At 68.1% G+C, this 13,743-nt stretch carries 16 protein-coding genes and 1 pseudogene; 1 reads left to right on the forward strand and 16 read right to left on the reverse strand.

Annotated elements, in window-relative coordinates; all coding sequences use genetic code 11:
• Positions 1-193: pseudogene (locus tag ACK5M9_RS04765) on the forward strand (hypothetical protein); the annotation flags it as partial.
• A gap of 18 nt (positions 194-211) precedes the next feature.
• Here the strand turns inward: ACK5M9_RS04765 and ACK5M9_RS04770 are convergent.
• The 16 genes from ACK5M9_RS04770 to fdxA all read right to left on the reverse strand — a co-directional run bounded on the left by ACK5M9_RS04770 (position 212) and on the right by fdxA (position 13,714).
• Positions 212-967 carry a YebC/PmpR family DNA-binding transcriptional regulator gene (locus ACK5M9_RS04770; RefSeq protein WP_416892043.1) on the reverse strand — a complete coding sequence of 252 codons (756 nt, stop codon included), beginning with the start codon at positions 965-967 and terminating at the stop codon, positions 212-214.
• 100 nt (positions 968-1,067) lie between these two features.
• Positions 1,068-1,664, reverse strand: coding sequence for a pyridoxal 5'-phosphate synthase glutaminase subunit PdxT (gene pdxT / locus ACK5M9_RS04775; RefSeq protein WP_416892044.1), 597 nt, complete (start codon positions 1,662-1,664; stop codon positions 1,068-1,070).
• Entirely contained in the window at positions 1,661-2,497 is an 837-nt protein-coding gene (gene tesB / locus ACK5M9_RS04780) for an acyl-CoA thioesterase II (RefSeq protein WP_416892045.1), read from the reverse strand. Before tesB ends, pdxT begins: the two co-directional genes overlap by 4 nt.
• 23 nt (positions 2,498-2,520) lie before the next feature.
• On the reverse strand, positions 2,521-3,420 hold the full coding sequence (gene pdxS / locus ACK5M9_RS04785; RefSeq protein ID WP_416892046.1) for a pyridoxal 5'-phosphate synthase lyase subunit PdxS: 900 nt from the start codon (positions 3,418-3,420) through the stop codon (positions 2,521-2,523).
• Between the two features lie 105 nt (positions 3,421-3,525).
• A complete protein-coding gene (locus ACK5M9_RS04790; RefSeq protein ID WP_416892047.1) occupies positions 3,526-4,566 on the reverse strand; it encodes an NUDIX hydrolase in 1,041 nt (346 codons plus the stop codon).
• Positions 4,566-5,690 carry a glycosyltransferase family 4 protein gene (locus tag ACK5M9_RS04795; RefSeq protein ID WP_416892134.1) on the reverse strand — a complete coding sequence of 375 codons (1,125 nt, stop codon included), beginning with the start codon at positions 5,688-5,690 and terminating at the stop codon, positions 4,566-4,568. The genes ACK5M9_RS04790 and ACK5M9_RS04795 overlap by 1 nt, the downstream gene beginning before the upstream one ends.
• Positions 5,690-6,613, reverse strand: coding sequence for a phosphatidylinositol mannoside acyltransferase (locus ACK5M9_RS04800; protein WP_416892135.1), 924 nt, complete (start codon positions 6,611-6,613; stop codon positions 5,690-5,692). The genes ACK5M9_RS04795 and ACK5M9_RS04800 overlap by 1 nt, the downstream gene beginning before the upstream one ends.
• Positions 6,614-6,639: 26 nt before the next feature.
• Positions 6,640-7,302, reverse strand: a complete 663-nt coding sequence (gene pgsA, locus ACK5M9_RS04805; protein WP_416892048.1) for a phosphatidylinositol phosphate synthase — start codon at positions 7,300-7,302, stop codon at positions 6,640-6,642.
• The gene (locus tag ACK5M9_RS04810) at positions 7,299-7,856 is read right to left on the reverse strand and encodes an HIT family protein (RefSeq protein ID WP_416892136.1); all 558 of its coding nucleotides are present in this window, start codon (positions 7,854-7,856) and stop codon (positions 7,299-7,301) included. The genes pgsA and ACK5M9_RS04810 overlap by 4 nt, the downstream gene beginning before the upstream one ends.
• Before the next feature lie 22 nt (positions 7,857-7,878).
• Complete coding sequence (thrS, locus tag ACK5M9_RS04815) at positions 7,879-9,969, reverse strand: threonine--tRNA ligase (protein ID WP_416892049.1); 2,091 nt, start codon at positions 9,967-9,969, stop codon at positions 7,879-7,881.
• 120 nt (positions 9,970-10,089) lie between these two features.
• Positions 10,090-10,713, reverse strand: coding sequence for a PaaI family thioesterase (locus ACK5M9_RS04820; protein ID WP_416892050.1), 624 nt, complete (start codon positions 10,711-10,713; stop codon positions 10,090-10,092).
• A 124-nt stretch (positions 10,714-10,837) separates the two neighbouring features.
• On the reverse strand, positions 10,838-11,806 hold the full coding sequence (locus ACK5M9_RS04825; protein WP_416892051.1) for an NAD(P)H-dependent flavin oxidoreductase: 969 nt from the start codon (positions 11,804-11,806) through the stop codon (positions 10,838-10,840).
• 2 nt (positions 11,807-11,808) lie between these two features.
• Positions 11,809-12,156 carry a cupin domain-containing protein gene (locus tag ACK5M9_RS04830; RefSeq protein WP_416892052.1) on the reverse strand — a complete coding sequence of 116 codons (348 nt, stop codon included), beginning with the start codon at positions 12,154-12,156 and terminating at the stop codon, positions 11,809-11,811.
• A 65-nt stretch (positions 12,157-12,221) separates the two neighbouring features.
• Positions 12,222-12,644, reverse strand: coding sequence for a hypothetical protein (locus tag ACK5M9_RS04835; protein WP_416892053.1), 423 nt, complete (start codon positions 12,642-12,644; stop codon positions 12,222-12,224).
• Between the two features lie 39 nt (positions 12,645-12,683).
• The gene (locus tag ACK5M9_RS04840) at positions 12,684-13,331 is read right to left on the reverse strand and encodes a helix-turn-helix transcriptional regulator (RefSeq protein ID WP_416892054.1); all 648 of its coding nucleotides are present in this window, start codon (positions 13,329-13,331) and stop codon (positions 12,684-12,686) included.
• 38 nt (positions 13,332-13,369) lie between these two features.
• The gene (gene fdxA / locus ACK5M9_RS04845) at positions 13,370-13,714 is read right to left on the reverse strand and encodes a ferredoxin (protein WP_416892055.1); all 345 of its coding nucleotides are present in this window, start codon (positions 13,712-13,714) and stop codon (positions 13,370-13,372) included.
• Positions 13,715-13,743 lie beyond the last annotated feature (29 nt).

A 13,743-nucleotide genomic window follows, 5' to 3' on the forward strand; every position in this document is an offset into this window, starting at 1 on the left:
GATCCCACCCCCACACCTCGACACCGACCAACCCCGCGTCAACAACTTCCACCACCCCGAACGACACTTCACCCGCCGACAAGCCGAGGAAACAGGGGAAGACGAGGCCCGGGAAGCCGGGAACGCCGGGGAAGACGAGGCCGGCGAAGCCGGGGCCGGAGCCGGGGAAGCCGCGGAGCACGGCGCGGCCTAACGCCTCAACACCCTGCCGTCACTCCTCGTCGAGAGCGGCCAACACCTCGTCAGACAGGTCGATGTTGGTCCACACGTTCTGCACGTCGTCGCTGTCCTCGAGGGCGTCGACGAGCCTGAACACCTTGTTCGCACCATCGACGTCGACCGGCACGCTCACCGAAGGCTGAAAGCCCGCCTCGGCCGATTCGTAGTCGATACCCGCATCCACCAGCGCGGTCCGGACGGCCACCAGGTCGGCGGGTTCGGAGATCACCTCGAAGCGTTCGCCAAGATCGGTGACGTCCTCGGCGCCCGCATCCAGCACGGCCGTCAGCACGTCGTCTTCGGTGAGCCCGTTCTTCTCCAAGGTGACCGTGCCCTTGCGGGAAAACAGGTAGGACACCGACCCGGGGTCCGCCATGGTGCCGCCGTTGCGGGTCATCGCTATGCGCACCTCGCTGGCCGCCCGATTGCGGTTGTCGGTCAGGCACTCGATGAGCACCGCCACCCCGTTGGGCCCATAGCCCTCGTACATGATGGTCTGGTAGTCCGCGCCGCCGGCTTCCTCGCCGGCGCCCCGCTTACGTGCCCGTTCGATGTTGTCATTGGGAACAGAAGTCTTCTTGGCCTTCTGGATGGCGTCGTACAGCGTCGGGTTGCCGGCCGGGTCACCGCCGCCGGTGCGTGCGGCAACCTCGATGTTCTTGATCAGCCGGGCAAACTCCTTGCCGCGGCGGGCGTCCTTGACGGCCTTTTGATGCTTGGTGGTGGCCCACTTGGAATGGCCGCTCATCGTCTGTGTCGTCCCTCTTTCGCTCTGTTCGCCAGCCGAGTCTACGTGGACGCACTGCGGCGGCGCGCGCCACGCCAGCGCAGCGGCCGGCATCCGCGCGTCAGTGCCGCCCCTGCACCAGGTCGACAAACAGCCGGTGCACCCGCCGGTCCCCGGTCATTTCCGGGTGAAACGCCGTCGCCAGCACCGCGCCCTGGCGCACCGCCACGATGCGCCCCGCCGCCCGGGCCAGCACCTGCACTCCATCACCGACCCGCTCAACCCAGGGCGCCCGGATGAACACCGCTCGCACGGACGAATCCAGGCCCGCGAAGGCAATATCGCCCTCGAACGAGTCGACCTGGCGCCCGAACGCGTTTCGACGCACAGTCATGTCGATGGCGCCCAGCGACAGTGCCTCCCGCCCATCGGCGCCGGCGTCCAGAATCTCACCGGCCAGCAGGATCATGCCCGCGCATGCTCCGTAGGCGGGCAACCCCTCGGCCAACCGCGTCCGCAGCGGATCCAGCAGGTCGAAGTCGCGCAGCAGATGGCTCATGGCGGTGGATTCCCCGCCGGGTATCACCAGGCCATCCACCATCTCCAGTTCGCCGCGGCGGCGCACCGCGATCGCCTCCGCGCCGGAATCGCGCAGTGCCGCCAGGTGCTCGCGGGTATCGCCCTGCAATGCCAGCACGCCGACGGTCGGCCGGCTCACGGCTGGTATCCGCGCTTGAAGCGGGTCAGCCCCTCCTGCATCACCGTCGCAACCATGTCGCCGTGCCGATTGAAGATGGTGCCGTGGCACAGCGATCGCCCACCGAACGCCGACGGCGAAGACTGGTCGTAGAGCAACCATTCGTCGGCCCGGAACCTCCGGTGGAACCACATTGCATGATCCAGTGACGCCACCTGCAGATGCGGGCGCACCTCGAGGTGAGTCACCTGCGCCGATCCCAGCAGCGTCAGGTCGCTCATGTAGGCCAGGGCGCAGATGTGCAGCACCGGGTCGTCGGGCAGCGGATCCCGATGGCGGACCCAGACTTGCTGTTGAGACGCCTTGCCCGGCAGCACCTGCAGCATCTCGCGCGGCACAATGCACACGTCCCATTCGGCGAACTGCTTGAAACCGGCGTCGTCGAACACCTTCATCGAGGTCATGTCCGGCAGTCCGTCGGGCGCGGGCGCCGCCGGCATGGCGTCCTGGTGGGTGATGCCCTCCTGATCGGTCTGGAACGACGCCCCCATGCTGAATATGACTTCGCCGTGCTGAATGGCGTTGACCCGGCGGGTGGCAAACGATCCGCCGTCCCGGGTGCGCTCCACGATGAACACCGTGCGTTCCTTGGCATCCCCGGGACGCAGGAAATAGGCGTGCAGCGAATGCACCTGGTAGCGCGGATCCACCGTGCGCACCGCCGACACCAGCGCCTGCCCGGCGACATGCCCGCCGAAAGTGCGCTGCATGAAGCCCGATTCGGGACTGTAAACGCTACCGCGATAGATGTTGACCTCGAGCTGCTCCAGATCGAGGATCTGTTCTATCGCCACGGATCGTTTCTAACAGATTGCCGCTACCAGCCACGCTGGGCCAGGCGATGCGGCTGGGCGATCTCCTCCACGTTGATCCCGACCATCGCCTCCCCCAGCCCGCGCGACACCTTGGCCAGCACATCCGGGTCGTCGAAGAAGGTGGTGGCCTTCACTATCGCGGCCGCGCGGTCCTGCGGTGCGCCGGACTTGAAGATGCCCGAGCCGACGAAAACCCCCTCGGCGCCGAGCTGCATCATCATCGCTGCGTCGGCCGGGGTGGCGATGCCGCCGGCGGTGAACAGCGTGACCGGCAGTTTGCCGGCCCGTGCCACCTCGGCGACGAGGTCGTAGGGCGCCTGCAGCTCCTTGGCCGCGACGAACAACTCGTCCTCGGACAGCGAGGTCAACCGCCGGATCTCGCCTCCGATCGCGCGCATGTGCGTGGTGGCGTTGGAGACGTCGCCGGTGCCGGCCTCACCCTTGGAGCGGATCATCGCCGCACCTTCGGCGATGCGCCGCAGCGCCTCGCCGAGGTTGGTGGCGCCGCACACGAACGGCACGGTGAATTTCCACTTGTCGATGTGGTGGGTGTAGTCCGCCGGCGTCAATACCTCGGACTCGTCGATGTAGTCCACCCCGAGGCTCTGCAGGATCTGCGCCTCGACGAAATGCCCGATCCGAGCCTTGGCCATCACCGGGATGGTGACCGCGCCGATGATGGCGTCGATCATGCCGGGGTCGCTCATCCGGGACACGCCGCCTTGAGCGCGGATGTCGGCGGGCACCCGTTCCAGTGCCATGACGGCCACCGCACCGGCGCCTTCGGCTATGCGGGCCTGTTCCGGGGTGACGACGTCCATGATGACGCCGCCCTTGAGCATTTCGGCCATGCCTCGTTTGACGCGGGCCGTCCCGGTCCCACTTCCAGATTGGCTGTCCACCGCTCTCCTTGACTCGCCCTCACGGGAGTTCACTATGACCTTCCAGTCTAGTGCTGACCGGCAAGCGGGTTTCCCCGCTCCGCGCGTCGGAGCTGTTGCCCGGACTCAGCTGATCGACTGCGGAACCGCCGTGCTGCGGGACGCGGGATAGGCGGTCGCGTTGGCGAGCTCGTTGGCGGCGGGCAACAGTTCTCCGAGCTGACGCGGATACACCTGCTGACCCGCCGCGGTGAGGCCGGCGATCTGTGCCGCGTCGCACCAGCGCGCACCGTGGATATAGCTGCGTTCCAGCTCGGTCCGCCCGCTGGGTGACGGTTCGAACCGGCGGGTGCGATGCACCAGGTAGAACTCTTCGCTGTCGATCAGCGAACCGTTGAACTCGAAAACCTCGTCGCGGCGCCAGACGGGACCCAGAAACTCCGCCGGGGCGACCCGCAGACCGGTCTCCTCCGCGAGTTCGCGTGCGGCAGCCTCGGCCAACCGCTCGCCCGGGCGCACCGCGCCACCCACGGTGAACCACCATCTGGGCGCGGTGCCATCGGTGATCGCCGGGTCCGAACCACACAGCAGCAGCACCGACCCGGCCTCGTCGAGCAGCACCACCCGCGCGGAGGTGCGGTGCGCGGATGCCGGGCCGGGGTCCGCCTGCGCATGTGGCCGCTCGACGATCTCGAAAGACGCCGGCACCGGCACTCGGCCACCGAGCCGGAACATCCGCACCATGCGACGTTCGGCCAGCACCCGGGTGTCGCGTACCGCGTCGTTGTGGAAACGCCGGGCCAGCAGCAGCCGGGCTTCGGCATCCGCCAGTTCGGTCACCAGGCCCGCCGGCAACGATGCCGCATCGACGACGGCCAGTGCCGCGGAAAGTTCGTTTTCCGCCGTTTCCCGCGCGGTTCGCGGCGCACGTTCGGCGGCATCGGCCAGGGCCGCCAGGCGCCTGCCGGCCGGCGCACCGCCGTAGGCGTCGATCGCCACCGCCCGCGCCACCACGGCGCGCCGCGCCAATGCGGCGTCCAGTGCCTGCCAGGACAGGTCGTAGCGGACGTGCAGCCGGTCGAGCCGGTGAGCCCGCTGATACCCCCAGGCGGCGAACCCGACCAGGACCGCGAAGAGCAGGACCGCCGCCGCAATCAGCCATTCCATCAACCGGCCACCTGCACCTTGATGCCCGACCCGGCGACTGTCTGGTACACCCGCATGATCTGGCCGGCCACCACCGGCCAGTCGTAGCGGCGCACCGCTTCGGCGGCGGCGCCAACATAGTGTTCGCGCTGGGTATCGTTGGCCAGCAACTCCACCAGCCCATCGGCCAGCGCGGCACTGTCGTCGACGGCGACAAGCCGGCCCACGTCGCCGTCGGCCAACACCCGCCGGAACGCGTCCAGGTCACTGGCCACCACGGCGGTGCCGGCTGCCATCGCCTCCACCAACACGATGCCGAAGCTCTCACCGCCGGTGTTGGGCGCGCAGTAGACGTCGGCGCTTCGCAACGCCGACGCCTTCTCCGCGTCGTCCACCTGACCCAGAAAACGTAGATGTCCAGTTAAATCTCCTGCCCGCGTGCGTAATTCACGCTCGTCCCCGCGGCCGACGATCAGCAACTGCACATCGGGAAAGTGCTGTATCACCTTGGGCATGGCGTCCAGCAGCACGGCCATACCCTTGCGCGGCTCGTCGTAGCGGCCGAGAAACAGCACCGTGCGGCCCGGTCGCGGATATCCCGCCAGCGGCGAGGCCGAGGCGAAAAAGCCGACGTCAACCCCATTGGGGATCTCGACCGCGTCGGATCCCAGCGACTCCATCTGCCAGCGCCGGGCCAGGTCGGACACCGCGATGCGGCCGACGATCTTTTCGTGCATGGGCCGCAGGATCCCGCCGAAGACCGACAGTGTCAACGACCTGGTGGTCGAGGTGTGATACGTCGCCACTATCGGGCCCTGCGCAACGTTGAGCGCCAGCATCGACAGGCTGGGGGCGTTCGGCTCGTGCAGGTGCAGCACGTCGAAGTCGCCGTCGGCCAGCCACTTCTTCACTTTCCGTTGGGTGGCCGGGCCGAAGCGCAGCCGCGCTACCGAGCCGTTGTACGGGATGGGCACTGACCGGCCGGCCGACACGACGAAGTCGGGCAGTGCGGCGTCGATCGAGACCGGGGCCAGCACGCTGACCCGGTGGCCGCGCGCTTCCATGATCTGGGCCAGCTGCAGTACGTGCGCCTGCACCCCGCCCGCGACATCGAACGAGTACGGGCAGACCATCCCGATCCGCATCAGCCGTCCTTCAGCCACGCCCGACGGTCGTCCGACAGGTCGGCCAACCACTGCGGCTGCAGCATGTGCCAGTCTTCGGGGTTGGCGGCAATGTTGCGGGCGAACTCATCGGCGAGTGCCTGGGTGATGACGGCGACGTCGCCGCTGCCGCAGTCCAGCGGAGTCTGCATCTTGCAGCTCCAGCCGTCGCCGGTGAACCAGCAATGCGACGGCAGCAGGGCCGCACCCGTCTCGATCGCGAGCTTCGCCGGCCCGGCCGGCATCCGGGTGGGTTCGCCGAAGAAGTCGACCTCGACGCCGGTGCGGGTGAGATCTCGCTCGGCCATCAGGGCGACCACCCGATTGTCGCGGAGCCGGTCGGACAGGACCTCAAACGGCGGGTGCTCGCCGCCGGACAGCGGCAGGACCTCGAACCCGAGGGTCTCCCGGTAGGCGATGAAGCGCCGGTACAGCGACTCGGGTTTGAGCCGTTCGGCCACGGTGCTGAAGGTGCCGTGGGTCTGCGACAGCCACACACCGTTCATATCCCAGTTGCCGCTGTGCGGCAGCGCCAGCACCACTCCGCGGCCCGCAGCCAGCGCCGCATTCAAATTGTCCTTGCCGCCGACCGAGGCGTCCAGCCTGCGGGTCAGCGATTTCAGATCCATCGTCGGCAGCCGGAACGCCTCCCGCCAGTAGCGGGCATAGGACGCCAGCGAGTCGCGCAGCAACGCATCGGGCACATCGGCCGGCCGTACACCGATGACCCTGGCCAGGTTCTTGCGCAGCTGTTCGGGCCCGCCTCCACGGGCAAAATAGCGGGCGCCGGCATCGAAGGCGTTGCGCGCGGCGAATTCCGGCATTGCCCGTACCGCCCGCCAGCCGGTCGCGTAGGCCCAGTCGGTCGCGGTCTCGGTGAGAATCCTGCGCGGGCGCGCAACCACCGATTCCGGACCCGGTGTCCGGGGTGTCACCCTGCCCCCTCCCCGGGCGGGGAAACGGGCGGGATCCGGTCGACCGCTCCGGGCGAGGTCCGCACCGCATACATGCGCTGCGCGCAGGTGATCACGCTGAGCACGGCCAACACCCACATCCCGACCGGTAACGCCGGCGGCCAGGCCACGACCGGAAAATCCGACACCCCGGCGGCACCCAACACGATGATCAGTCGCTCCGGCCGCTCGATGAAGCCTCCGTCCCCACGCAGCCCACTGGCCTCGGCACGGGCCTTGATGTAGGAGATCACCTGGGAGGTGACCAGGCAGATCAGGGTCGCGACGGCAAGCAACTCGTCGTGCAGGTGAAACACGATCCACCACAGCAGCCCGCAGAACACCGCGCCGTCGGTGATCCGGTCGCAGGCGGCGTCCAGCACCGCCCCGAAGCGGGTACCTCCGCCCCGTTCGCGCGCCATCGCCCCGTCGAGCATGTCGAACAGCGTGAAGAACCAGACCACAAACCAGCCGGCGAACAACTTGCCCGTCGGGAACAGGATCAACGACCCGGCAACCGAGGCGGCGGTACCGATGAGGGTCACCGAATCCGGTGTCAAACCGACTCTCAGCGCCGCCCGGGCCAGCGGATTGGTGATACCGGCGAAAAACGCCCGGGACAGGAACGGCAGTTTGCTCATTGCTGCCGCACCCATTCCTCGGCCAGCAGCCGACGGGTTTCGCGCAGCAACTGGGGTATCACCTTGGAGCCGCCGATGATCGTGATGAAGTTCGCGTCTCCGCCCCACCGGGGCACGACGTGGACGTGCAGGTGTTCGGCCAGCGAGCCGCCCGCCGAGGAACCCAGGTTGATGCCGACGTTGAAACCGTGCGGATGCGACACGTTCTTGATGACGCGGATCGCCTTCTGGGTGAACGCCATCACCTCGGCGCTCTCGGCGCCGGTGAGGTCCTCCAGCTCCGAGACCCGCCGGTAGGGCACCACCATCAGGTGACCCGGGTTGTAGGGGTACAGGTTGAGCACCGCATAGACCAGTTCACCGCGGGCCACCACCAGGCCTTCTTCGTCGGGCAGCCCCGGGATGTCGGTAAACGGCTGCGCGCGGTCGGTGTCTGCCCGTTCGCCGGTCGCTTCGGCGAGGTAGTTCATCCGGTACGGCGTCCACAGCCGCTGTAGGTGGTCGCGCCGGCCGACGCCGCGGTCGCGGATCGTGTCGGGGTCGGCGTCCGGCATCGTGTCGGGGTCGGCGTCGTCCTCAGCCACCGTCGCGCTCCGTGAGCTGTATCAGATCGGCTGTCGGCATGGCGTTTTCGCGGCCGGCGATCCAGTCTGCGATGGCGGACACCGCGGCCTCGCGGGGCACCCCGTTGATCTGGGTGCGGTCACCGAAACGGAAACTCACCGCGCTGGCGCGCACGTCGCGGTCGCCGGCCAGCAGCATGAAGGGCACCTTCTGGTTGGTGTGGTTGACGATCTTCTTGGCCATCCTGTCGTCGCCGGTATCCACCGTGGCCCGGACTCCCCGCGATTTCAGTTGCGCACCAACATCTTCCAGGTAGGAAATGTGCTCGTCGGCAACCGGGATCCCAACCACCTGAACCGGCGCCAGCCACGCCGGGAACGCGCCCGCGTAATGCTCGGTGAGCACCCCGAAGAACCGCTCGATCGATCCGAACAGCGCGCGGTGGATCAGCACCGGGGACTGTCGGGAACCATCGCTTGCGGTGTACTCCAGATCGAATCGCTCCGGCATGATGAAGTCCAGCTGGATCGTCGACATCTGCCAGTTGCGCCCGAGCGCGTCCTTGACCTGGACCGAGATCTTCGGGCCGTAGAACGCCGCACCGCCGGGGTCGGGGACCAGGCGCAGCCCGGACGCCTCACCGACCTCCCGCAGGATGCCGGTGGCCTCCTCCCACACCTCGTCGGAGCCCACGTATTTCTCGGGGTTCCTCGTCGACAGCTCCAGGTAGTAGTCGTCGAGGCCGTAGTCGCCGAGCAGGTCGAGGATGAAGCGCAACAGCGAGGCGATCTCCTCGCGCATCTGCTCGCGGGTGCAGTAGATGTGCGCGTCGTCCTGGGTCATGCCGCGCACCCGGGTCAGCCCGTGCACCACACCGGACTTCTCGTAGCGGTAGACGCTGCCGAACTCGAAGAGCCGCAACGGAAGCTCGCGGTAGGAGCGGCCGCGCGCCCGGTAGATCAGATGATGCATCGGGCAGTTCATCGGCTTGAGGTAGTAGTCCTGCCCGGGTTTGCGCACTGTGCCGTCGGCGTTGTGTTCGGCGTCTATGCGCATGGGCGGGTACATCCCGTCGGCGTACCACTGCAGGTGTCCGGAGGTGACGTAGAGCTGTTCCTTGGTGATGTGCGGGGTGTTGACGAACTCGTAGCCCGCCTCGACGTGCTTGCGCCGGGAGTACTCCTCCAGCTCGCGGCGCACAATCCCACCGTTGGGGTGGAAAACCGGTAGACCCGAACCGATTTCGTCGGGAAAGCTGAACAGGTCCAACTCGACACCCAGTTTGCGGTGATCGCGGCGCTGCGCCTCGGCGATCAGCTCCAGGTGGCGGTCCAGCTGTTCCTGGGATTCCCAGGCGGTGCCGTAGATGCGTTGCAGGCTGGCATTGGCCTGATCGCCCCGCCAGTAGGCCGCCGAGCTGCGGGTGAGCGTGAACGCCGGGATGTGCTTGGTGGTCGGGATGTGCGGCCCCCGGCACAGGTCGCCCCACACCCGCTCGCGGGTCCGGGGGTTGAGGTTGTCGTAGGCGGTGAGTTCGTCGCCGCCTACCTCCATCACGTCCGGGTCGCCGGACTTGTCGTCGACGAGTTCGAGCTTGAACGGCTCACCGGCCAGCTCCTCGCGCGCCTGGTCCTTGGATTCGTAGACCCGGCGGTCGAACAGCTGGCCGTCCTTGACGATCCGGCGCATCCGCTTTTCCAGGGCTTCCAGATCCTCCGGCGTGAACGGCTCGGCGACGGCGAAGTCGTAGTAGAAGCCGTCGGTCACCGGCGGCCCGATGCCCAGCTTGGCGTCGGGAAACAACTCCTGGACCGCCTGGGCCAGCACATGTGCGGTTGAGTGCCGGATCACGCTGCGGCCGTCGTCGGTGTTGGCCGCAACCGGTGTCACCTCGACGTCCGCGTCCGGCACCCAGCTCAGATCCCGCAGCGTGCCCTGAGCATCTCGGACCACCACGATCGAGTCGGGTGTCCCGCGCCGGGGCAGCCCCGCCTCGCCGACGGCGGCGGCCGCGGTGGACCCCGCCGGTACCCGAATCGGCGCGACCGGGGCCTGCGGGTCGGCGCCGCTGGCTTCAGCGGCGCGCTGTGCGGGGGCGCTCATCGGGTTGTTCTCCAACCGGGTTGACGTCACGCGTCGAAACGGTCGCGACCATGCTATCGGGGCGGGTATTCCGGTGAACCGCAGCCGCACGCCCACCGCCGGGAAAGGGTCCCGCGCGTGTCAGGGCTGACCGGGCTTGAGCTGCACGAACAAAGCCTCGGCCTCGGTCAGCAGGGTATCGCCGTCGCGCAGCCGGCCGGTCACGATGATCTTGCGTCCCTCGACGCGGTCGATTCCGGCGTCGAATTGCAGCTTTTTCTCGATCGGAACGATGTGGCGATAGTCGATCTTGAGATAGGCGGTGCGCTGGCGGCGACTGCCGGTGAGCACCGCGGCGGTCAGGCCCAGCACCGAGTCGAACAGCATGCCCAGCGAGCCGCCGTGCACGGCGCTGTTGCGTCCGAGGTGGAACCGGGCGAACCGGGCCCAGCCCGCTATGCGCCCGTCGTCGGTCCGGTGCGCCTTCATCGGGACGTTGAGAATGTTCCCGCGCACCGGCAGATCCATTCGCCGGCCCGAGGGTGTCTGCCATTCGTCGGTGTCGAACGGAGCCAGCAGCTTCGACAGTTCTTCCAGCCGGTCGGCGGCGGCGGTGATCACCTCGTCGGGGGCGTCGGCGGCGCGAGCGTGGTCCTGCAGTTTGCGGACGGCGTCGATGAACCGCCCGTAGTCCGGCCCACCCTTGTGGGTTGGCTCCACCAGGTTGAACCCCCCGCCGGGGGGTCGCGCCGATTCATGGGTCACCAGGACACCGTATTGGTTGGCCCGGAACACCTGCCTGGCTGGCTGCCCGCCTGGCAGGCAGCCACGACGTTGACTCTGCACTGGTGGCGCAAAAGTGCGAGTGGGGCGCGCCCTGGGCGCAGAATCAACGGCTGGACGGGCCCCAGGCCTCCAGCAGCTGCCGCGCACCCGAGCACATGGCCGCGATGACGTCGGCCACGCCCGCGTCGTCGCGGATCATCCCGACGCCTTGGCCGGCATCGACCGGGGCGACCCGCAGGTCGTCGACGGTGATATCGCGCCCGGACACCGCCGCCAGCTCAGCGCGCGCACCGGCGTCGCCGGCCAACTCGTGTTCGCGGCCCGTCCACCGGTCGGCAAACTCGTTGGACACCACCCGCGACGGGTACCGCTGCGGCCAGGGCAGGCCGGCGGCGACGTCGAAAACCCGGGTGACCCGGGTGTCGGTTCCGGCGGCCTCGATCAATGCCCGACGGCTCGCGTCGCCGGTCAACGCCTCTGGGCAAGCGGCAAATCGGGTCCCGATCCAGGCCCCACTGGCACCGGCCGCCAGGACGGCGGCCAGGCTGCGGGCCGAGCCGATCCCACCGCCGGCCAGCACCGGCACCGCCACCGCGTCGAGCACCGCATCCAGCAGGGGCAGGGTACCCAGACGCACCTCACCGTGACCGCCCCCTTCCGCACCGCGCGCCACCAGGATGTCGACGCCGGCATCTGCCGCGCGCCGGGCACCGTCCGCGTCGTAAACCTGTGTGGTGGCAACGATTCCGGCATCGTGCGCCTGATCCACCCAGGACCAGTCGGTGCCGAAGCCGATGGACAGCAACGCGGGACCCGCGGCCAGGGCATCCTCGAACAACCCGTCCTGGCTGCGCATCACCCAGTCCACCAGGCCGATGCCGAATCGCCCGCTGACCCGCCGCAGCTCGGTGGCCAGCGTGGCGCGGGTCGCGGTGCTGCCCATCCCGATCATGCCCAGCCCGCCGGCCGCGGTGACCGCCGTCGCCAATCGGCCGCCGGCAACCCCGCCCATCGGGGCATTGGCTATGGGCACCCGCAGGCCGAAGTCCCGCGACCACGCGGTGGCGAGCACGCCTAGCGCGCGGCGTCCGGCTGTGCCTTGACCACGGTCAGCAGGATCACCGAGTCCTCGACCGCGAGCAGCGAGTGACGTACCGGCGGAATCGGGACAAGGTCCCCGGTTTTTCCGTCCCAGGCGTCGTCACCGGCGGTGAGTCGCACGTGGCCGCGCAGTACCTGCAGCGTCGCCTCCCCCGGGCTGTCATGTTCGGCCAGTTCATGGCCGGCGAGCAGGGCCAACACCGTCTGCCGCAGCTGGTGGGTGTGGCCGCCGTGGACGGTGTGGGCGGCGCGGCCGCTATGCGCCTTGGCAGCTTCGGCCAGCTTCTCCGCCGCCAGGCCGGTCAGCGAAACAGATTCCATAGTGCGTCCTCTTTTCTGCAGTTGCCATCGGTTGTCGGCTGCGGAGAATGCTCAACAGCTCAAAATTAGCAGCTCAACAGCAGTATCCCCGTGACCAGCAGCGCGACTAGCTTGACCGCCTCCAAGCCGACGTAGTAGTAGTGCGCGTGCGAGCGCGGCCCCTCCGCTCCGGCCAGCACCGCATCGGAGCGGCGCGACAATTTGGGACGCACCGCGGCCAGCTGAGCCGCCAGTGCGATGGCGGCCACCGCGTACGCCGCGATGATCCGCCCGGACCCGCCTCCGGCCAGCAGCACCAGCATGACCACGGCGAATACGGCCTCGACGGTGTTGAGCGCACGAAAGACCAAGCGTCCGATGCCCAGGCCGATCTGCAACGTCACGTTGGGCGCCCGGAACTTCAGTGGCGCCTCCAGGAACGAGATGGCCACCACCATGCCGATCCAGACGAACGTAATGGCAATCTCGATTGCCCGCGTAGTACTCACCGTGGGAGCTCCATTTCCTAGGTATTGCCCGGATCCTGCCTAAACCTTGCCCAGATGAGCCAGACACATATCAGGCTCCACGAATGCCTCGAGTTGTTCCACCGTCACCGGTGCCGACCACGTCTCCAATGCTCCCCGCATGAGCCCGAGGTGGATGGGGCACACCACGTCCGACCGCGATTCGGCGAGTTCCAGGAACGGACAATGCCGCAGGCCGACCTGTTGTTCTCCATTGGATTCGCGGCGTTCGGGTGCGAATCCGAGGTCTCCGAGCAATTCGACCAGCCGCTCGATCGACGTGTCGGCACTCATGGTCCCCGGAGGTTCGAACCGCTTGCCCCATGCCCGGCCCGCGGCCAATGCGAGGGCGCCGCGATCCTTCGCCGCAGCCAGCTCGGCGGTGAGGATTTCGGCCAGCAACCGGTACTGCCGGGGCCCGTCGCGATCCATCTGCCGAACGGCGGCGAACATCAGGGGCGGGCGCCCGGGGCCGCGGTGCGCGGATTCGGCCCGTTCGACGTGACCGTCCCGGACCAGGGCATCGAGATGGAAGCGCACGGTGTTGGGATGCACCCGCAGCTCCTCGGCGATCGCGACGATGCTCAACGGAACCCGCGACGCCCGCACCGCCCGCAGCACCGCATGTCGGCGCCCCGCATCCGGGGCCGGTGCCACTTCATCACTCACGATCACTCACGATCACTCACGCGCACACGCTCCCTTGACTAGTCGTCGCCTTTCGGCTGGCCGGCCACCAGCGGGGCATCGGCTCCGACCGGTCCGACCTTGGCGGCGCCGCCCGGTGAACCCAGCGGCTCATCGCGGCCCGGCAGTGTCTCGGTGAAGAATGCCGCGTTGTCGGCCAGGTACGGCTCCAGTTCTTCGGGGAGGTCGTCCTCGTAGTAGATCGCCTCGACCGGGCACACCGGCTCGCAGGCACCGCAGTCCACACACTCGTCGGGATGGATGTAGAGGGCCCGGGCCCCCTCGTAGATGCAGTCGACGGGACATTCCTCCACGCAGGACCGGTCCATCACATCGATGCACGGCTTTCCAATGACATACGCCATGCGCTAGAGTTTACACAAGCATTGTTGTA

Origin of the sequence: Mycobacterium sp., assembly GCF_047975165.1 — a bacterium.
Lineage (GTDB): Bacteria > Actinomycetota > Actinomycetes > Mycobacteriales > Mycobacteriaceae > Mycobacterium.